Here is an 18,593-nt window from a genome sequence, read left to right as displayed (position 1 = left end):
CGAGCGGATGCGTGGGTGCCTATCTGTGCGCGGCCAATGACTCTAGGGAGCGACCAATGCCACTGCCAACTGCTGACAAACGCGCCGCCTTCAGGAAGCTGCATGAGAGCGGCTGCTTCATCATTCCGAATCCGTTCGATGTCGGCAGCGCCCGCGCCTTGCAGCATCTCGGCTTCAAGGCGCTGGCGTCGACCAGCGCGGGCTTTGCATGGACCATCGCCAAGGCCGACAACCGCGTCACCGTCGATGACGTCTGCGACCACCTGACCGCACTGTGCGCGGCGGTCGATATTCCCGTCAATGCGGATTTCGAGGGCGGCTTCGCGGTCGAGCCCGACAGGGTTGCCGCCAATGTCGCGCGCGGCGTCAAGACCGGCGTCGCCGGGCTTTCCATTGAGGATTCCACCGGAGACGCCGCCAACCCGCTGTTCGAGCACAAGCTTGCGGTGGAGCGCATCAAGGCGGCGCGCAAGGCCATCGATGCCGACAACAGCGGTGTGTTGCTCACCGGCCGCTGTGAGGCATTCCTGTGGGGCAAGAAGGACCTCAATCTGGTGATCGAACGGCTGCAGGCCTATTCGGAAGCAGGAGCGGACGTCCTTTATTCGCCGGGCATCGCGACCAAGGAGGAGATTTCCGCGGTTGTGAAGGCGGTGGCGCCAAAGCCGGTCAATCTGTTGATCGGCGGCGCGTCGGAGCTGACGCTGCAATCGGTCGCCGATCTCGGCGTGCGCCGGATCAGCGTCGGCGGAGCGCTTGCTCGGATGGCCTGGACCGGCGTGATGAAGGCGGCCAAGGAGATGGCCGAGAAGGGCACCTTCACGGAATTCGCCAACGGCTATCCCGGCGGCGAGCTCAACAAGATGTTCAAGTAGACTCACACGCAAAAAAGCAGCGGGCCGCCGGGGCCCGCTGCTTCGTCGCTCACGATAGCGAGCGGATTACTTGTTCTTGTCGCCGGTCGAGTCGGACGGCGCCGCCGAGCGGTCGATGTCCTGTCCGGTCGGCTTGTTGGCCGACGGAGAGGCCGGCTGCGCAGGTGCCGCGCCCGTGGTCGTGCCGGGCTGGCTGTTCGGCTTCGGCGTCACGTCGCGCATGCCCGGAGGCGGCGCGGCCGGATTGGCCGGCTGCTGCTGCGCGGTCTGCGCTGACGGCGTGGTACCCGCCTCATGCACCGAGGTATTGTTCAAGCCGTAGAACAACGCACCGAGCACCACGGCCACCGCGACTGCGAACATCGCGATCTTGGTGGTGCTGGCCGGTCCCTCCTGGAGTTCCGGGTCCGGCTGCAGCTCGTTGTCCAGGCTGTTGAAGCGCGCCTGACGGCGCATTTCGTCCTCGGTCAGGTTGGCGCGATACGGATCGTCAGGTTGATGGGTCATTGCAAAGTTCCTCCGTTAGCACCTGAAAGCTAAACGCAGAGGACAATGGCTGGCGCGCGAGGATGTTCCGCGCCAATGTTGCAACCTGTTCATGCAGGAACCGCCGATTCCTCGGGTTCCAACCTGTTTCATGAGGCCTTTTCAATGTGGACCATGCCGCCCACCGATTCGGTGCTGCACTTGCTCTCGTTCATTGCGGTTGCGGCGCAGTCGATGACGGCGGCGCTGGCGGCAGGCAGGCGCAGCATGGACTGGGCCGGCGTCTGCATGCTCGGCGCGATCACCGCGCTCGGCGGCGGCACCATCCGCGACGTGCTGCTCGGACATTATCCGCTGCTCTGGGTCGCGCACCCGATCTACCTTGCGGTCGCCGCGGCGGGCGCCTTCGCCACCATCCTCCTGGCGCGGCTGGTGCACCGGCTCAACCTCGCATTCCTGGTGCTCGATGCGATCGGACTTGTGGTGTTCACCATGGCCGGTTGCGACGTGGCCTCGCAAATCGACGTCCCGCTGCCGATCGTGATCGTCGCCGGCATGATCACCGGCTGCGCCGGCGGCGTGCTGCGCGACATCCTCTGCAACGAGGTGCCGCTGTTGTTTCGCAGCGAGCTCTACGCCAGCGTCTCCGTGGTGACCGGACTGTTTTATGTGACCGGCTCCGGGCTGCAGGTGAACGCCCAGCTCTGGACCGCGCTGACCTTCGCACTCGGGCTGACGTTCCGCATGCTCGCGATCCGCTACCGATGGGAGATGCCGAAATTCGTGTTCAGCGACGAGGAGCGCTGAACGGCTATTTCGCCGTCCGCGCCTTGGCGACCTCGTCCGCGGTGACGGCCGGCGCCGCGTTGCCCCAGGCATTGCGGATGTAGGTCGCAACGTCCGCGACCTCCTGGTCGGTGAGCTTGGGATAGGCCGGCATCGAGCCGCCGTTCGGGGCGCGCAGCGTGGTCACGGTCTGTGCGCCGTCGAGGATGATGCGCAGCGTGCTTGCCGGATTGGCCGATTGCAGATTGGCGTTGCCGGGCAGCGGCGGATAGATCCGCGGCGCGCCGGAGCCGTCGAGCTCATGGCAGGCGATGCAGGCCCCGCGGTAGATGCGTTCGCCATTGCTCATCTGCGCCGGCGAGGGCGGGGTGACCTCCGGCTCCGGCGCGCCGGCGGGCAGGTCCTTCAGATAGACCGCAATGGCGCGCACGTCGGCGTCGCTCATCTTCGAGGTCGAATTGAGCACCACCTCGGACATCAGGGGGCCGGCATGGCTGTGCACGTTGCGGCCGCTCTGCAGATATTCGGCGATGTCAGCGACGCTCCATGATTTCAGCCCGCTGCGCGCTGCGCCATCGAGCCTTGGCGCGAACATGCCTTGCACCGTGCTGCCACTGAGCGCCTGGTCACGCCTGTCGGCGCCGAAGGCGTTCTTGGGCGTGTGGCAGGCGCCGCAATGGGCGAGGGCCTCGACGAGATAGCGTCCGCGATTCCATTCCGTACCCTTGCCCTGGTCCGGCTGGATGATGCCCGGCGTGAAGAACAGTGCGTTCCACGCCCGCATCAGCACGCGGTAGTTCAATGGCCAGCACAGCTCCGGCGGCGGCGCCTTGTTGCTGACCGGCGCCAGCGTCGCGAGATAGGCACGGATCGCCAGGATGTCGTCGCGGATCAGCTTCGTGAAATAGGGGTAGGGGAAGGCGGGATAATAATGCGCGCCGCTCGGCGCGACGCCGATCCGCAGCGCGCGCAGGAAATCGTCGTCGCTCCAGCCGCCGATGCCGGTATCGCGGTCGGGGGTGAGGTTCGGCGAGAACACCGCACCGAACGGCGTGTCGATCCGCTTCCCCCCGGCAAAAGGCTTTGCCGGATCGGCCGTGTGGCAGCTGGCGCAGTCGCCGGCGATCGTGAGCGCCTTGCCGCGGGCGATGACGTCGTCGGTCGGCGCGGCGGCACATTCGCGGGTCGCGAGCGCGCCGCACAACAGCGCTGCAACCAGAATCGCACCCGTCGTTCGAAATCGTCGCCGCATCCGATCACCTTCCGGTCCACAAGACGCGTCACGCCATTTCGCCACGGGCCTGTCCTGCGACAGAAACCGAAACGGCCCTGCAATATTCCCGGCACGAAATTGCGATTTTTGAGCGATGGGCCTGGTCGCCCAGAATTGTGCTGCGCGGGCCGGAAAATCCGACATAGACTGGTTCTAACAAGCTCGGATGACTAGCTAAAAGCAGTCGTCGCGACCAGCGAAAAGAGGGCTAAATGGGAATCAACCAAGGGCCTATCAGCCTCGACCAGAAATACACCCAGGACACCGGCCACGTTTTCATGACCGGCATCCAGGCGCTGGTCCGCCTGCCGATGGCGCAGATCAGGCGCGACCGCGCCGCGGGCCTCAACACGGCAGGCTTCATCTCCGGCTATCGCGGTTCCCCCCTCGGCGGCTACGACCAGCAGCTGTTCGCCGCCCGCAAGCATCTCGAGCAGTACAACATTAAATTCCAGCCCGGCGTGAACGAGGACCTCGCGGCCACCGCGATCTGGGGCTCGCAGCAGCTCGCCCTGTCGCCGGGCGCCAAATATGATGGCGCGGTCGGCATTTGGTACGGCAAGGGCCCCGGCGTCGACCGCTGCGGCGACGTGTTCCGCCACGGCAATGCGGCCGGCTCCGCCAAGCATGGCGGCGTGCTCTGCCTTGCCGGCGATGACCATGGCGCGAAATCCTCCACCGTCCCGCATCAGTCCGACCACGCCTTCATCTCCGCGCTGATGCCCTACCTCTACCCCTCCAGCATCCATGAAATGATCGAGATGGGCCTCCTGGGTATCGCGATGTCGCGCTACTCCGGCTGCTGGGTCGGCATGAAGGTGATCACCGAGACGGTCGAGACGACCGCCGAGATCGACCTCACCGACGAGATGACGCCGTTCATCATTCCGACCGATTTCGAATTGCCGCCGGGCGGCCTCAACATCCGCTGGCCCGACGACCGCTTCGAGCAGGACCGGCGGTTGCAGGACTACAAGGGCTTTGCCGCGATCGCCTTCGCCCGCGCCAACAAGGTCAACCGCGTCACGATGGATTCGCCGAACGCGCGCTACGGCATCATGGCCTCGGGCAAGAGCTACGAGGACATCCGCCAGGCGTTGCGCGAGCTCGGCATCACGCCCGAGATCGCCGCCAAGATCGGCATCCGCCTCTACAAGATCGGCATGCCCTGGCCGCTGGAGCCGGAAGGCGTGCGCAACTTCGCGGTCGGCCTCGAGGAGATCTTCATTGTCGAGGAACGCCGCGAGATCGTCGAGAACCAGGTCAAGCAGGAGCTGTTCAACTGGCGCGACGACGTGCGTCCGCGCATCGTCGGCAAGATGGACGATCACGACAAGCGCTTCCTGACCTTCGCCGCCGAGCTCAGCGTGGCCTCGCTTGCGAGCTCGCTCACCGAACGGCTGCTTCGACTTAATCTCAATCCTGAAATCGCCGAGATGCTGCGCGCCAAGGCCGACTGGTTCAACGGCCGTCAGTCGACGCAGATGCAGGCGACCGCGCCTGTCAGCCGCACGCCGTATTTCTGCTCGGGCTGCCCGCACAACACCTCGACCAAGGTGCCGGAAGGCAGCCGCGCGCTGGCAGGCATCGGCTGCCACTTCATGGCACTGTGGATGAACCGGTCAACCGAGACCTTCACCCATATGGGCGGCGAGGGCGTGCCGTGGGTCGGCATCGCGCCGTTCACCAACGAGAACCACATCTTCGCCAATCTCGGCGACGGCACCTATTTCCACTCCGGCATTCTCGCGATCCGCCAGTCGATCGCTTCCAAGGCCAACATCACCTACAAGATCCTGTACAACGACGCGGTCGCCATGACCGGCGGCCAGCGCCACGACGGCGATCTCTCGCCGCAGCAGATCACCTTCCAGCTCCATGCCGAAGGCATCCGCGAGATCTATCTGGTCTCGGAGAATCCGGACGCCTATCCGGCCGATACGATCGCGCCCGGCGTCAAGCTGTATCACCGCGACGAGCTCGAGAACGTCCAGAAGATGTGCCGCGACACCAAGGGCACGTCGGCGATCGTGTTCGTGCAGACCTGCGCCGCCGAAAAGCGCCGTCGCCGCAAGCGCGGCCTGATGGAGGATCCGCGGCGCCGCGTGCTGATCAATCCCGCGGTCTGCGAAGGCTGCGGCGACTGCTCGGTGCAGTCGAACTGCATCTCGGTCGAGCCGCTGGAGACGGAGCTCGGGCGCAAGCGCACCATCAACCAGTCGACCTGCAACAAGGACTATTCCTGCCTGAAGGGTTTTTGCCCGTCCTTCGTCACGGTCGACGGCGGCAAGCTCAGGCGGCGCGCGCCGCCCGAGCTCGGCAGCATCGATAATCTGCCCGAGCCGGCCTCCAAGCCCGCGCTCGACCGGCCCTACAACATCGCGGTCGGCGGCGTCGGCGGCACCGGCGTGCTGACGATCGGCGCGCTGCTCGGCATGGCGGCCCATATCGAGGGCAAGGCCTCGATGATCCTCGACATGTCAGGTCTCGCGCAAAAGGGCGGCGCGGTGCTGAGCCACGTCCGGCTCTCCGAGCACACCGCCGACGTGACCTGCTCGCGCATCGTGACCGGAACGGCCGATCTGGTGCTTGCGGCCGACGAGGTCGTGGCGGCGTCGAAGGACACCATCACGCTGTGCGATGCGAGCCGCACCGTCGGCATCATCAACAGCCACGTGATCCCGACCGCGGACTTCATCCTGAACCGCGACTTCAACTTCCAGAGCCGCAAGGTCAACACCGTGCTGGAGACCGAGCTGCGCAAGGACTCCGCCTTCTTCGACTTCACCAAGCCGGCCGAGGCGCTGCTCGGTGACTCCATCGCCACCAACATCATGATGATGGGCTTTGCCTATCAGCGCGGGTTGCTGCCGCTGTCGGCGGAGGCGATTCTGCAGGCGATCGAGGTTAACGGCGTCTCGATCAAGATGAACACGCAGGCGTTCCAGCTCGGTCGCCTGGCCGCGGCCGATCCGGCGCGCCTCGCCGCGATGATGAAGGGGCAGGATGACGACGTAGCCCCGGTCAAGTCGCTGGATGCGATGTCGCTCGACGAGATCATTACTCACCGTATCGCGCTTCTGACGGACTATCAGAGCGCGCGTTTGGCAAAACGCTACCGCAAGCTGGTCGACCAGGTGCGCGATGCCGCCACCAAGGGCGGCTATGGCGAGGCGCTGCCGCGCGCGGTCGCGATCAACTACGCAAAGCTGCTCGCCTACAAGGACGAGTATGAGGTGGCGCGCCTGTTCACCGACGGCCGCTTCGAGAAGCAGCTGCGCGATCAGTTCGAGGGCGAGTTCAAGTTCAACTTCAATCTGGCGCCGCCGATCCTCGGCGGCGGCCTCGACGCGCAGGGCCGGCCGAAGAAGCGCGCCTTCGGTTCGTGGATGATGTCGGCCTTCAGGGTGCTGGCAAGATTCCGCTTCCTGCGCGGCACGCCGCTCGACATCTTCGGCTACAACGCCGACCGCAAGCTGGAGCGCGATCTGATCGCGGGCTACGAGAAGGATGTCGCGACCGTGCTGAACCTGCTGTCGCCACTCAACCACGATATTGCGGTCGAATTGCTGGCGCTGCCCGATCGCATCCGCGGCTACGGTCCGGTGAAGGACATGGCGATCAAGGAAGCGAAGGTTCGCTACGCGCAACTCGCCGCCGACCTCGCCAACCCGCCGCCCGCGCCGCGGCAGATGGCGGCGGAGTAGGGGGTGTTCACAGCGCTCGATGCTGCTCCGGAGCGGCTCGACAAACACGAGCAGAACTTCGTCGAGCGGATCCGACGACATGGTTGGTTCGGTACGCATGTCGCATCGGACGACGTAGGCCCGGGCTTCTCGTACACCACCGGATTTTGGCTGAAATTCAAGCTTCCGGAATTGATCCTGTTCTCAATGTCGATGGAGAACGCCCAGGATACATTCTGGCACATCTATCGCGAACTCGAGGCTGGACGACGGTTTCCCGTTGGCGAGCTAACGGAAGAGATATTCGAGAATGCCTCCGCGGTGCTGCTCCCGGTCGCTGTCGAGCATTATCGATCCCATCTCGGGTGGAGCAGATGGTTTTACGGAAACGACAACTTTGAATGCCACCAGATCATATTCCCGGATCGAGGCGGAGAGTTTCCGTGGGCGCCGGGGTCATCGGACGAGTTTAGGTCGGCGCAGCCGGACTTGACCGCTGGCAATCGGTCCGGGCTGCGCGATCGATAGCGTGCCACAAATTCGGTGTCGTCCCGGCGAAGGCCGGGACCCATAACCACCGTCGTTCGCTGTTGCGCGACGATGGGGCCACAGCGCACTCTCACCACACAATCCTGTGGTTATGGGTCCCGGCCTTCGCCGGGACGACAACTGTGTTTTTGGCGCGCGCACTGTGCACATGCTGCAGTCTCGCCTGACGGAATATTTCCGCGCTTGCCAAGGTCGCGTCGTCGGTTCAGAAAAACGCTCGAGCGAAGAAACGCCAGCGGAGAGCGATTTGACCATCAAGGGCAAGGCCTACATTGCCGGGATCTACGAACATCCCACCCGGCACGCACCCGATAAATCAACAGCACAGCTGCACGCCGAGGTCGCCAAGGGCGCGATCGAGGATGCCGGGCTCACCAAGGACGATATCGACGGCTATTTCTGCGCCGGCGACGCGCCGGGCGGGCTGTGGCCGATGGTCGATTATCTCGGCCTCAACACCAAGAAGCTGCGTCATGTCGACTCCACCGAGACCGGTGGCTGTTCCTATCTGATCCATCTCGGCCACGCCGCCGAGGCGATCGCCGCGGGCAAATGCTCGGTCGCGCTGGTCACGCTGGCGGGCAAACCGCGCACCGGCCCGATGCCGCCGCGCGCGTCGGGCGCCGAGGCCGATTTCGAATCCGCCTACGGGGCTACCACGCACAATGCCTATGGCATGTGTGCCATGCGCCATATGCACGACTACGGCACCACCTCCGAACAGCTCGCCTGGATCAAGGTCGCCGCCTCGCATCACGCGCAATACAATCCGCATGCGATGCTGAAGGAGGTCGTCACCGTCGAGGACGTGCTGAACTCGCCGATGATCTCCGATCCGCTGCATCGCATGGATTGCTGCGTCGTCACCGACGGCGGCGGCGCGATGATCGTCACGACGCCCGAGATCGCCAAGAGCCTGAAGAAGCCGCTGGTGCGCCTGATCGGCCATGGCGAGGCGATGAAGGGCCCGCGTGGCGGCAAGGATCTCGACCTGACTTATTCCGCCGGCGTGTGGTCCGGTCCGCGCGCCTTCGAGGAAGCGGGCGTGACGCCGAAGGACATCAAATACGCCTCGATCTATGACAGCTTCACCATCACGGTGCTGATGCAGCTCGAGGATCTCGGCTTCTGCAAGAAGGGCGAGGGCGGCAAGTTCGTCGCCGACGGCAATCTGATCTCGGGCGTCGGCAAGCTGCCGTTCAACACCGATGGCGGCGGCCTGTGCAGCAACCATCCCGTCAATCGCGGCGGCATGACGAAGATCCTCGAGGCTGTGCGCCAGTTGCGCGGCGAGGCGCATCCGAAGGTGCAGGTGAAGAACTGCGACCTCGCGATCGCCCACGGCACCGGCGGTCTGCTCGGCGTTCGCCACGCCGCCTCAACCTGCATTCTGGAGCGTGCGTGATGTCTGAAGCGAAGAAGTACAATGCCCCGGTGACCAATCCGGAGACCGCGCCGTTCTGGGAAGCGGCGAAGGCGGGCAAGTTCATGATCAAGCGCTGCAACACCTGCGGCGAGGCGCACTACTTCCCGCGCGCGATCTGCCCGTTCTGTTTCTCCGACAAGACGGTGTGGGAAGAGTCGAGCGGCGAGGCCACGGTCTACACCTACAGCCTGATGCGCAAATCGCCGACCGGTCCCTATGCGATCGCCTATGTGACGCTGAAGGAAGGTCCGTCGCTGCAGACCAACATCGTCGATTGCGATCTGGAGAAGGTGAAGATCGGCCAGAAGGTGAAGGTGGTGTGGAAGCCGACCGACGGCGCCCCGCTGCCGTTCTTCACGCCGGCCTGATTTTACCCTCTCCCTTGTGGGAGAGGGTGCCTTCGCTGAAAGCGAAGGCGGGTGAGGGGTCTCTCTCCGCGTAGAGAATCTCTCTGTGGCGCGAACCCCTCACCGAAACGAGTTTGAGACGACTGCCGGTGCTGCCCTCTCCCACAAGGGGAGAGGGCGCAGCAATGGGCACCGTGCCGTTAAGAATACATTCGGGGAGAAGACAACAATGCCGATCGTGTACGAACAGCTGATGACCCTGAAGAATCTCGGCCAGAAATACAGCTACAGCGACCGCGACGTGATGCTCTATGCCTATGGCATCGGCTTGGGGGCCGATCCGATGGACGAGAACGAGCTCGCCTTCGTCAATGAGGGCGTGCTGACGCCGCGCCCGCTCAAGGTGGTGCCGACGTTTGCCTCGGTCGCGGCCTGGGGCGCCGGTCCCGGCGAGATGAATCTCAACCGCGTCATGGTGGTCGACGGCGAGCGCGACATCACCTTCCACAAGCCGTTCGCGACCGCCGCGCACATCACGGCCGACTCGACCGTGCTCGACGTGTTCGACAAGGGCAAGGACAAGGGCGCGGTGATCCGCCACCAGACCGTGCTGAAGGACGAAAAGGGCGAGAAGCTCGCGACGCTGGTCGCCTCGCGCTTCGCCCGCGGCGATGGCGGCTTCGGCGGCCCGTCCGACGGCCAGCCCGAGCCGCACAAGGTGCCGGAGCGCGCGCCGGACAAGGTCGTCGACATCACGACGCGGCCCGACCAGGCGCTGGTCTATCGGTTGTGCGGCGACCGCAACCCGCTGCATTCCGATCCGGAGTTCGCCAAGAAGGCCGGCTTCCCGCGGCCGATCCTGCACGGCATGTGCACCTACGGCATCACCTGCCGCGGCGTGCTGCAGACCTATGCCGACTACGATCCGTCCGCCTTCAAGCAGCACGTGGCGCGGTTCTCCTCGCCGGTGTTCCCCGGTGAGACCGTGACCATGGAGCTGTGGAAGGACGGCAATGTGGTGTCGTTCGAGGCCAAGGTGAAGTCGCGCGGCGTCACCGTGATCAAGAGCGGCAAGACGGTGCTGGCGTAGTTTTCCGTCATTCCGGGGCGATGCGAAGCATCGAACCCGGAATCTCGCGCCACAACTTCTGGGTTCCGGGTTCGCGCTGCGCGCGCCCCGGAATGACGGCAATCAAGAACAAAACGGAGAAAACAACCATGGGATTACTCGACGGCAAGGTTGCGCTGATCACGGGCGCCGGCGGCGGGCTTGGTGAAGCCTATGCGAAGCTGTTTGCGCGCGAGGGCGCGGCCGTGGTGGTCAACGATCTCGGCGGCCCGCGCGACGGCTCGGGCTCCGACAAGTCGATGGCCGACAAGGTGGTCGACGCGATCAAGGCCGAGGGCGGCCGCGCCGTCGCCAACGGCGCCGACATCTCGACGCTCGCCGGCGGCCAGTCGGTGTTCGACGACGCCATCAAGCATTTCGGCCGCGCCGACATCTTGGTCAACAATGCCGGCATCCTGCTCGACGAGACCTTCCACAAGGCCAAGGAAGCGAACTGGGACAAGGTGATGAAGGTGCACCTCAAGGGCACCTTCTGCTGCACCCAGCCGGTGTTCAAATGGATGCGTGACAATGGCGGCGGCGTCATCGTCAACACGTCCTCGACCTCGGGCCTGATCGGCAATTTCGGCCAGACCAATTACGGCGCCGCCAAGGGCGGCATCTGGGGCCTCTCCAACGTGCTGGCGATCGAGGGCCGCAAGTACAACATCCGGATCTGGACCCTGGCGCCGGGCGCGCTGACCCGCATGACCGCGGACCTGCCGCGCTACAAGGAGAACCCGGGTGCGGCGCTCGGGCCCGATGGCATCGCGCCGGCCGTGCTCTACATGGTCAGCGATCTCTCGGGCGACCAGACCGGCAAGGTGCTTGGCGTCTCCGGCCCGCGCGGCGTCCGCGAGATGCGGATGATGGAAATGGAGGGCTGGACGCCGCCATTCACGGGATGGAAGGCGGAGGACATCGTCACCCACGCCAAGGAGATCTTCTTCTCCGAGGAAGAGATCAAGAAGTCGGCGCGGCGGTTCAAGTAAGGATTGGCACCCGCGACTGCGGGGACGGCTTCCCGATGCGCAATGGCGCATCGGGAAATGACGCTGTATAGAGGGCGGAAACAGACGAGGCACCCATGACCAAACTCACCGCCCAGGCCGCCGGAACCTTTGCGATCGCGCCGACCCCGTTCCACGACGACGGCCGCATCGACGAGGCATCGATCGACCGGCTGACCGATTTCTATACCGATGTCGGCTGCGACGGCGTCACCGTGCTCGGCATCCTGGGCGAGGCGCCGAAGCTCGACGCCGCGGAGGCCGAGCAGGTCGCGCTGCGCTTCGTCAAGCGCGCCAAGAAGCTCCAGGTCATCGTCGGTGTCTCGGCGCCGGGCTTTGCCACGATGCGCTCGCTGGCGAAGAAGTCGATGGATGCGGGCGCCGCCGGCGTCATGATCGCGCCGCCGCCGCATCTGCGTACCGACGACCAGATCATCGGCTATTTCAAGCAGGCGCAGGAAGCGATCGGCGACGATATTCCCTGGGTGCTGCAGGACTATCCGCTGACGCTGACCGTCGTGTTCACGCCGGCCGTGATCCGCAAGATCGTGATGGATTCGCCGTCCTGCGTGATGCTCAAGCACGAGGACTGGCCGGGCCTGGAGAAGATTTCGACCTTGCGCAACTTCCAGAAGGACGGCTCGCTGCGGCCGCTGTCGATCCTGGTCGGCAATGGCGGCCTTTTCCTCGATTTCGAGATGGAGCGCGGCGCCGATGGTGCGATGACCGGCTATGCCTTCCCCGAACTGCTGATCGACGTCGTCAACCTGTCCAAGGCGGGAAAACGCGATGCGGCGCATGATCTGTTCGACGCGCATCTGCCGCTGATCCGCTACGAGCAGCAGCCCGGCGTCGGTCTCACCGTGCGCAAATACGTGCTGCAGAAGCGCGGCATCATCTCCTCCAGCGCGCAGCGCAAGCCCGGAGCTGTCATCACGCCGCAGGCAAGGGCGGAGGTCGACTATCTCTTGTCCCGTGTGGCGCGCGTCGACCGCCGCGCCAATCTGCAACCGCAATCCAGTGCAGCAGGCTAATCATGACCGAGATCGTTGCCCCGCGCCTTGCGTCGACCGTGCTGCTGCTGCGTGACGGCAGCTCATCGGGCGAAATCGAAGTCTTCATGATGGTCCGCCATCACCAGATCGAGTTCAACTCGGGTGCGCTGGTGTTTCCGGGCGGCAGCGTCGACAAGAACGACAAGGAGATCGCCGCCGATCCCGCGCTCTATTCCGGCGGCGAAGGGCTCGACGGCGACGCGCTCGGCTTCCGCATCGCGGCGATCCGCGAGACCTTCGAGGAGAGCGGCATCCTGCTGGCGCGGCCGGTAGGCTCGAAAGACCTGGTCGATGCGAAGCGCGCGAACGAGATCGCGACCGCGCATCGCACGGCGCTGAACGAAGGCAAGATCAGCTTCCTCAAGGTGCTGACCGACAACGGCATGGTGCTCGCGCTCGATGAACTCGTGCCGTATGCGCACTGGATCACGCCGGAGGGCATGCCGAAGCGCTTCGACACCTGGTTCTTCCTGGCCGCCGCGCCGCCCGAGCAGCTCGGCGCCCATGACGGCAAGGAATCGACCGACTCGATCTGGGTGTCGACGCGCGAGGCGCTGGAGGGCGGCGAGAGCGGCCGCTTCAAGCTGCCGTTCCCGACCACGCGCAATTTGATCAGGCTCGGCAAGCAGCCGAACGTCAGCGCCGCGCTCGCCGACAGCAAGGGCAAGTCGATTGTCGCCGTAATGCCCATGATGACCAAGACCGCCACCGGCCGCCAGCTCCGCATCCCCAAGGAAGCGGGGTACGATGGCGAGGTGTTCGACGTCGGGACGCTGGGGTAGGTCCGTCGTCCTGAGAGACGGCGAGTGCGTGACTCACAGGCAGCGCTATGTCGTCCCGGCGAAGGCCGGGACCCATAACCACCGAACTGCATTGCTGCGCGACGCCGAGGCTGCAGCTTTTTCCAACAACACAACCCTGTGGTAATGGGTCCCGGCCTTCGCCGGGACGACGGGGGAAGGAGAGTCGCTTCTCCACATTTCGGCTTATATCGAAATATCATCACCTCGCAGCGATGTAGCTTCCGTCTCAACCATCGAGACGGAATCCCGCCAATGACCACCGCCCCACGACAGCCGAGCATGGCCTTCGAGCTCGCCTTGCTGCTCGCGCTCGCCACCCTGTGGGGCGGCTCCTATACCTTCATCAAGCTTGGCGTCGCGACCATCCCGCCGATCACGCTGATCGCGGCGCGCACCACGATCGCGGGGCTGCTGCTGCTCGTCATCATGCGGATGCGCGGCGTATCGATGCCGGCCGATCGCGCGACCTGGCGCCGCTTCATCTTTCAGGCCTGCCTCAACAGCGTGATCCCGTGGACGCTGATCGCCTGGGGCGAGCGCTTCGTCGATGCCGGGCTCGCCACCATCCTCAATTCGGCCTCGCCGATCTTCACCTTCCTGTTCACCGCCGCGATCACCCGCCATGAGGGGGCGAGCCCGCGCAAGCTGTTCGGGGTGATATCAGGCATGGCCGGCATCTGCCTGATCGTCGGCGTCGATGCGTTCCGCGATCTCGGGCAGGGGATCGTGGCCGAGGTCGCGATCGTCGCCGCCACCATCTGCTACGCCTGTGCCGCGATCTTCAGCCGCGGCTTCAAGGAGCTCGATCCGATGGCGCCGGCGGCGGGTTCGCTGCTCGCGGGCGCCGCGATCCTCGTTCCGCTCAGCCTTGTCGTCGAGCGGCCCTGGACGCTTTCGCCGTCGACGACATCGCTCACCGCATTGCTGGCGCTTGCCGTGTTCTCGACCGCGATCGCGTTCGTGATCTACTTCCGCCTGATCCAGACCCTCGGCTCGGTCGGCACCACCGCGCAAGCTTACTTGCGGGTGCCGATCGGGGTGGCGCTCAGCGTCATGGTGCTGGGCGAACGGCTGAGCCCGACGGCGTGGATCGGCCTCGCCTGCGTCGTGATCGGCGTCGCCGCGATGACGATTCCTGCACGAAGGATCGCCACAGCCTGACGTCATCGCCGCGATGACGATTCCTGCGCGTAAGATCGCTACAGCCTGAAGTTTCGCCCGCTGAAACCGGCGCCTTGCTGCCGCCGGCCAATGCCTGCATGCTGCCCGCAACGAGATCACTGGGCGGGAAACGGACGATGTTGCGGCGGGTCAGCCTCATTGCCGGTGCGTGCATGGCGTTGCTGGCGATGGCCGGCACGGTGCGCGCACAGGACTTCCCGAGCCGGCCGATCCGCATCGTCATTCCCTACGCGCCGGGCAGCGTCGCCGACGTGTTCGCGCGCATCATGGCGCAGGACATGCAGGAGCAGTGGAAGGGGACGATCGTCGTCGAGGCCAAATCCGGCGCCAATGGCTCGATCGCGGCCGAGGAGGTCGCACGCGCCGCTCCCGATGGTTACACATGGCTGTTGGTGACGACCTTCTTTACCGCAAGCCCGGCGCTGAACACGCAGCTGCGCTGGGATCCCGTGAAGGATTTCGTGCCGGTCGGGCAGATCTGTCTCGCCCCGAACTTCTTCATCGTGCCGACCTCGCTGCCGGTGAAGACCGTCGCCGACTATGTCGCGCTGGCCAAGGCCAAGCCGGGGACGCTGAACTACAGCCATCCCGGCAAGGGCTCGACCGGCCATCTCGGCTTCGAGCTGTTCAAGCGGCTCGCCGGCATCGACGTCACCGCGATCGGCTATCGCGGCTATCCGCAGATGGTGCCCGATATCGCGAGCGGCCTGATCACCTCGAGCTTCCTGTCGGCCAACCAGGCGCTGGCCCAGGTGCAGTCCGGCAGCATCCGGATCATCGGGGCGATCAGCGACGGCCGCTCGAAGTATTTCCCCGACGTGCCGACCATGGCCGAGCAAGGCTTTGCCGAAGCGCAGGTGACGCCATGGTTCGGCTTCGTGGTGCCGGCAGGCACGCCGCAGCCGGTGGTCGAACGCATCAGCGCCGCGCTGGAGACGGCGCTGGCCTCCGCTGAGGTGCGGAAGAAGCTAGATGTCGCCGGTTGCGACGCCCGTAGCGCGCCGCTGAGGCAGTTCGCCGATATCATCAAGGCGGACGTTGCGCTCTGGGCCAGGGTGGTCAAGGAGGCCGGCATCCCGCCGGACTGAGCCCCGCCGCCCTGTGCCGGAATCGGCCACCGGCACCCGCCCGGGGTGACGCCGGTCACACCTCCGGCGGGTTGGGCCGTGCAGCATGTTTCCCCAAAGCCCGTAATTTCCCGTATATTAGGGCGCATTGGACCCCGGCCCTTGATGACATGACCGCTGAATTGCCGCCGAATTCGCAAGCGCCGCGTGCGTTCTCCCTCTCCATTGGCCAGCTCACGTTCGGCAGCTTCCTGCTGGTCCTGGCTGTGATCATCATCACATCCACCGCCAGCGTGATCGCGATCCGTCACATCGATACGACCTTCGCCGAGCTGCAGCGGCTGCAGAGCGTCGGCGACATCGCCGAGGATATCGACCGCCGCATGAACGAGCTGCGGCTGGCGGCGCGCGATTTCGTCACCGAGCCGGGCAGCCAGTCGGTCCAGGTCGCGGAGGCGGCCCAGTCGCTGAGCGAGATCCTGAAAAAGACCCGCATCAAGCTGGCGCCCGAGCAGCAGGACATGATCGACGGCGTCACCCAGCGGCTGGCGACCTATCGCAACGGTATCGAGCGCATCTCGGCGCTGCTCAGCCGCCGCGCCGAGCTGGTCGCCGGGCTGCCGCCGCTGCGCGACGCCTTCGACAAGGCGGTCGCCGCGAGCAACGATGCGGCGTTGGCCAATGCGCTGTCGCAATCCCAGAGCCGGATTGCCACCGCGTTGCTGGCGCACAACACGTCCGCCGCCGAGCAGGCCGCGCAGAGCATGCGGGCGATGACCATCTCCGATCCCGCGCTGCGCGGCGCCGTCGACAATTATGCCGAGGCGATCATCGCGGTCTCGGTGCGTGAGGGCCAGATCGCCGACATCGACAAGGAGGTGCTCGGCGCCGAAGGCCGGCTGATCCAGAAGGTCACCGAGCTGCTGCGCGAGCTCAGCTCGCGCCGCGGCCATGTGCTGTCGCGCGATTTTGCCCGGACGCTGGCTGAAGCAAAATGGCAGAGCATCGTGCTCGGCACGGCGGGCGTGCTGATCGGCCTGTTCGCGTCGGTGCTGGTGGTTCGCCGCACCGTCCGCCCGCTGGCCAGGATCGCGGGCTCGATCCGCAAGGTCGCCGGCGGCGAGAAGAGCGCGTTCATTCCCGGCGCCGACCTCGACAACGAGATCGGCGACATCGCACGCGCCGCCGAAGTGTTCCGCCAGACCCTGGTCGACGCCGACAGCGCGCGCGAGGCTGCGCTGCGCGCGCTCGCCGAGCAGCGGCTTGCCGAGGAGAGCTACCACAAGCTGTTCGAGGCGTCGGTCGAGGGCATCTACGTCACGACGCCGGGCGGCGCGCTGCTCAACGCCAATCCGGCGCTGGCGCGGATGATGGGCTATGCCGCGCCGCAGGACCTGATCAAGGGCATCGACGACATCGCCACCACCGTCTACGTGGATCCGGCGGCGCGCGAGCAGTACCAGCAGCTGATGCAGCGCGACGGCACGGTGCGCGACTACGAGTACCAGGTGCGCGCGAGCGACGGCACCGTGCTATGGCTGTCCGATTCGGCGACCGTCGTCCGCAACGACGAGGGCGAAGTGATCCGCTACGAGGGCACGGTGCGCGACATCACCGACCAGAAGCGCGCCGAAGACGCGATCGCCGAAGGCCGTCGGCTGTTGCAGATGGTCATCGACACCGTGCCCGCCGTCATCAACGTCAAGGACCGCGACCTGCGCTACGTGCTGATGAACCGCTACATGGCGGGAATCTTCGGCATCGAGCCGCAGGACGCGATCGGCCAGACCACCGGCGAGCTGATGTCGCGCTATGGCGCGGCGAAGACCGATGAGAACGACAAGCGCGTCCTGTCGGCGCGGCGCGAGCTCGGCTTCTATGAAGAGGAGTACAAGGACGTCGCCGGCAACATGCGGCAATGGCTGGTCAACAAGCTGCCGATCCTCGACGCGCAAGGCGAGATCGAGAACATCGTCACGGTCGCGCTCGACATTGGCGAGCGCAAGCGCTCCGAGCAGGAGATGCGCAAGGCGAGGGATTCCGCGGAGGCCGCGTTGCGCAATCTGCGGGAAACCCAGAATTCGCTGATCGAGGCCGAAAAGCTCGCCGCGCTCGGCCGCCTGGTGGCCGGCGTCGCCCATGAGGTCAACAATCCCGTCGGCATCAGCCTGACGGTGGCGTCCGCGCTGGAGCGCAAGACCGCGAATTTCGCCACCCAGGTCGAGCGCGGCGACTTGCGCCGCTCCAGCCTCAACGATTTCCTGAACACGGCGCGCGATGCCTCCTCGCAACTCGTCGCCAATCTCAACCGCGCCGCGGAGCTGATCCAGTCGTTCAAGCAGGTCGCCGCCGACCGCAACTATTCGGACCAGCGCACCTTCGACCTCGGCGATCTCACCGAGCAGGTGGTGATGAGTCTGAGGCCCGGCCTGCGCAAGCACAATCTGACGCTCAATGTCGATTGCGAGCCGAACCTGATCATGAATTCCTATCCGGGACCGTATGGCCAGGTGCTGACCAATCTGTTTCTCAACGCGGTCGCGCATGCGTTCCCGGACGGCAAGGCCGGCGAGGTCGAGATCCAGGTCCATGCCGCCGGCGGCGACAATGTCGAGGTGATCTTCGCCGACAATGGCTGCGGCATGAGCCTCGACGTGCGCCGCCGCGCCTTCGATCCGTTCTTCACGACGCGGCGCGATCAGGGCGGCACCGGGCTCGGCCTGCACATCGTCTACAGCATCGTCACCACGCGGCTCGGCGGCCGGCTCTCGCTGGATTCCGCGCCGGGCAACGGCACACGCATCCAGATGATCCTGCCGCGCGTCGCGCCGCTGGAGCAGGCCGCGGAGTAGCGCGAAGCGTAGTGGCCAACCACGCGTTTGCTCTCGATCCGTCATCCCCGCGCAAAGGCGAAGCCCTTGCGCGGGGGTGACGGATCTA

The 18,593-nt window shown here is 65.4% G+C and carries 16 protein-coding genes; 13 read left to right on the top strand and 3 right to left on the bottom strand.

Annotation, left to right across the window (positions count from 1 at the left end; translation table 11 throughout):
* The first annotated feature begins 56 nt into the window (after positions 1 to 56).
* On the top strand, positions 57 to 875 hold the full coding sequence (locus ACVIHF_RS18385; RefSeq protein WP_253608242.1) for an isocitrate lyase/PEP mutase family protein: 819 nt from the start codon (positions 57 to 59) through the stop codon (positions 873 to 875).
* A gap of 66 nt (positions 876 to 941) precedes the next feature.
* On the opposite strand, the gene ACVIHF_RS18380 is transcribed toward ACVIHF_RS18385, so the two are convergent.
* On the bottom strand, positions 942 to 1,382 hold the full coding sequence (locus ACVIHF_RS18380; RefSeq protein ID WP_229158975.1) for a hypothetical protein: 441 nt from the start codon (positions 1,380 to 1,382) through the stop codon (positions 942 to 944).
* Positions 1,383 to 1,526: 144 nt separating this feature from the next.
* On the opposite strand from ACVIHF_RS18380, the gene ACVIHF_RS18375 reads away from it, so the two are divergent.
* Positions 1,527 to 2,168 carry a trimeric intracellular cation channel family protein gene (locus ACVIHF_RS18375; protein WP_225646193.1) on the top strand — a complete coding sequence of 214 codons (642 nt, stop codon included), beginning with the start codon at positions 1,527 to 1,529 and terminating at the stop codon, positions 2,166 to 2,168.
* Between the two features lie 4 nt (positions 2,169 to 2,172).
* Here ACVIHF_RS18375 and ACVIHF_RS18370 read toward each other — a convergent pair whose 3' ends face one another.
* Positions 2,173 to 3,399 (bottom strand): cytochrome c, encoded by a 1,227-nt coding sequence (locus tag ACVIHF_RS18370; RefSeq protein ID WP_229158977.1) that lies wholly within the window; start codon positions 3,397 to 3,399, stop codon positions 2,173 to 2,175.
* A gap of 233 nt (positions 3,400 to 3,632) precedes the next feature.
* Here ACVIHF_RS18370 and ACVIHF_RS18365 point away from each other — a divergent pair, with 233 nt between their 5' ends.
* The 5 genes from ACVIHF_RS18365 to ACVIHF_RS18345 all read left to right on the top strand — a co-directional run bounded on the left by ACVIHF_RS18365 (position 3,633) and on the right by ACVIHF_RS18345 (position 10,518).
* Positions 3,633 to 7,127, top strand: coding sequence for an indolepyruvate ferredoxin oxidoreductase family protein (locus tag ACVIHF_RS18365; protein ID WP_253608243.1), 3,495 nt, complete (start codon positions 3,633 to 3,635; stop codon positions 7,125 to 7,127).
* Between the two features lie 3 nt (positions 7,128 to 7,130).
* Positions 7,131 to 7,634 (top strand): DUF4262 domain-containing protein, encoded by a 504-nt coding sequence (locus ACVIHF_RS18360; protein ID WP_253608244.1) that lies wholly within the window; start codon positions 7,131 to 7,133, stop codon positions 7,632 to 7,634.
* 268 nt (positions 7,635 to 7,902) lie between these two features.
* Complete coding sequence (locus ACVIHF_RS18355; protein WP_225646197.1) at positions 7,903 to 9,060, top strand: thiolase domain-containing protein; 1,158 nt, start codon at positions 7,903 to 7,905, stop codon at positions 9,058 to 9,060.
* The gene (locus ACVIHF_RS18350; protein ID WP_076831312.1) at positions 9,060 to 9,449 is read left to right on the top strand and encodes a Zn-ribbon domain-containing OB-fold protein; all 390 of its coding nucleotides are present in this window, start codon (positions 9,060 to 9,062) and stop codon (positions 9,447 to 9,449) included. The genes ACVIHF_RS18355 and ACVIHF_RS18350 overlap by 1 nt, the downstream gene beginning before the upstream one ends.
* A 208-nt stretch (positions 9,450 to 9,657) precedes the next feature.
* Positions 9,658 to 10,518 carry a MaoC family dehydratase gene (locus tag ACVIHF_RS18345; protein WP_229158984.1) on the top strand — a complete coding sequence of 287 codons (861 nt, stop codon included), beginning with the start codon at positions 9,658 to 9,660 and terminating at the stop codon, positions 10,516 to 10,518.
* Positions 10,519 to 10,525: 7 nt separating this feature from the next.
* On the opposite strand, the gene ACVIHF_RS18340 is transcribed toward ACVIHF_RS18345, so the two are convergent.
* Complete coding sequence (locus ACVIHF_RS18340) at positions 10,526 to 10,648, bottom strand: hypothetical protein (RefSeq protein WP_256558704.1); 123 nt, start codon at positions 10,646 to 10,648, stop codon at positions 10,526 to 10,528.
* Between ACVIHF_RS18340 and ACVIHF_RS18335 the strand changes: the two genes are divergently transcribed.
* The 6 genes from ACVIHF_RS18335 (at position 10,647) to ACVIHF_RS18310 (ending at position 18,505) form a co-directional block, all read left to right on the top strand.
* Positions 10,647 to 11,528: an SDR family oxidoreductase gene (locus ACVIHF_RS18335; protein WP_076831307.1), complete on the top strand. Its 882-nt coding sequence runs from the start codon at positions 10,647 to 10,649 to the stop codon at positions 11,526 to 11,528. The two genes, ACVIHF_RS18340 and ACVIHF_RS18335, sit on opposite strands and share 2 nt — an antisense overlap.
* A gap of 95 nt (positions 11,529 to 11,623) precedes the next feature.
* Positions 11,624 to 12,580 (top strand): dihydrodipicolinate synthase family protein, encoded by a 957-nt coding sequence (locus tag ACVIHF_RS18330; protein ID WP_018272087.1) that lies wholly within the window; start codon positions 11,624 to 11,626, stop codon positions 12,578 to 12,580.
* Positions 12,581 to 12,582: 2 nt separating this feature from the next.
* Positions 12,583 to 13,383, top strand: a complete 801-nt coding sequence (locus ACVIHF_RS18325; RefSeq protein ID WP_253608245.1) for an NUDIX hydrolase — start codon at positions 12,583 to 12,585, stop codon at positions 13,381 to 13,383.
* A gap of 273 nt (positions 13,384 to 13,656) precedes the next feature.
* Positions 13,657 to 14,565 carry a DMT family transporter gene (locus tag ACVIHF_RS18320; protein WP_229158986.1) on the top strand — a complete coding sequence of 303 codons (909 nt, stop codon included), beginning with the start codon at positions 13,657 to 13,659 and terminating at the stop codon, positions 14,563 to 14,565.
* A 137-nt stretch (positions 14,566 to 14,702) separates the two neighbouring features.
* Entirely contained in the window at positions 14,703 to 15,674 is a 972-nt protein-coding gene (locus tag ACVIHF_RS18315) for a Bug family tripartite tricarboxylate transporter substrate binding protein (protein WP_229158987.1), read from the top strand.
* A gap of 149 nt (positions 15,675 to 15,823) precedes the next feature.
* Positions 15,824 to 18,505 (top strand): PAS domain S-box protein, encoded by a 2,682-nt coding sequence (locus tag ACVIHF_RS18310; RefSeq protein ID WP_057015976.1) that lies wholly within the window; start codon positions 15,824 to 15,826, stop codon positions 18,503 to 18,505.
* Positions 18,506 to 18,593 lie beyond the last annotated feature (88 nt).

The sequence above is a fragment of the Bradyrhizobium sp. USDA 4506 genome, assembly GCF_054058795.1.
The sequence above is the reverse complement of the archived record's forward strand: the minus strand, read 5'-3'. Positions and strand labels throughout refer to the sequence as shown.

Bases quoted from the DNA above. Each gene is read 5' to 3' on its own strand.
- ACVIHF_RS18320 (WP_229158986.1), top strand. From the start codon at position 13,657: ATGACCACCGCCCCACGACAGCCGAGCATGGCCTTCGAGCTCGCCTTG.
- ACVIHF_RS18375 (WP_225646193.1), top strand. From the start codon at position 1,527: ATGTGGACCATGCCGCCCACCGATTCGGTGCTGCACTTGCTCTCGTTC.
- ACVIHF_RS18380 (WP_229158975.1), bottom strand. From the start codon at position 1,382: ATGACCCATCAACCTGACGATCCGTATCGCGCCAACCTGACCGAGGAC.
- ACVIHF_RS18325 (WP_253608245.1), top strand. From the start codon at position 12,583: ATGACCGAGATCGTTGCCCCGCGCCTTGCGTCGACCGTGCTGCTGCTG.
- ACVIHF_RS18370 (WP_229158977.1), bottom strand. From the start codon at position 3,399: ATGCGGCGACGATTTCGAACGACGGGTGCGATTCTGGTTGCAGCGCTG.
- ACVIHF_RS18310 (WP_057015976.1), top strand. From the start codon at position 15,824: ATGACCGCTGAATTGCCGCCGAATTCGCAAGCGCCGCGTGCGTTCTCC.
- ACVIHF_RS18365 (WP_253608243.1), top strand. From the start codon at position 3,633: ATGGGAATCAACCAAGGGCCTATCAGCCTCGACCAGAAATACACCCAG.
- ACVIHF_RS18345 (WP_229158984.1), top strand. From the start codon at position 9,658: ATGCCGATCGTGTACGAACAGCTGATGACCCTGAAGAATCTCGGCCAG.
- ACVIHF_RS18340 (WP_256558704.1), bottom strand. From the start codon at position 10,648: ATGGTTGTTTTCTCCGTTTTGTTCTTGATTGCCGTCATTCCGGGGCGC.
- ACVIHF_RS18330 (WP_018272087.1), top strand. From the start codon at position 11,624: ATGACCAAACTCACCGCCCAGGCCGCCGGAACCTTTGCGATCGCGCCG.
- ACVIHF_RS18385 (WP_253608242.1), top strand. From the start codon at position 57: ATGCCACTGCCAACTGCTGACAAACGCGCCGCCTTCAGGAAGCTGCAT.
- ACVIHF_RS18350 (WP_076831312.1), top strand. From the start codon at position 9,060: ATGTCTGAAGCGAAGAAGTACAATGCCCCGGTGACCAATCCGGAGACC.
- ACVIHF_RS18335 (WP_076831307.1), top strand. From the start codon at position 10,647: ATGGGATTACTCGACGGCAAGGTTGCGCTGATCACGGGCGCCGGCGGC.
- ACVIHF_RS18315 (WP_229158987.1), top strand. From the start codon at position 14,703: ATGTTGCGGCGGGTCAGCCTCATTGCCGGTGCGTGCATGGCGTTGCTG.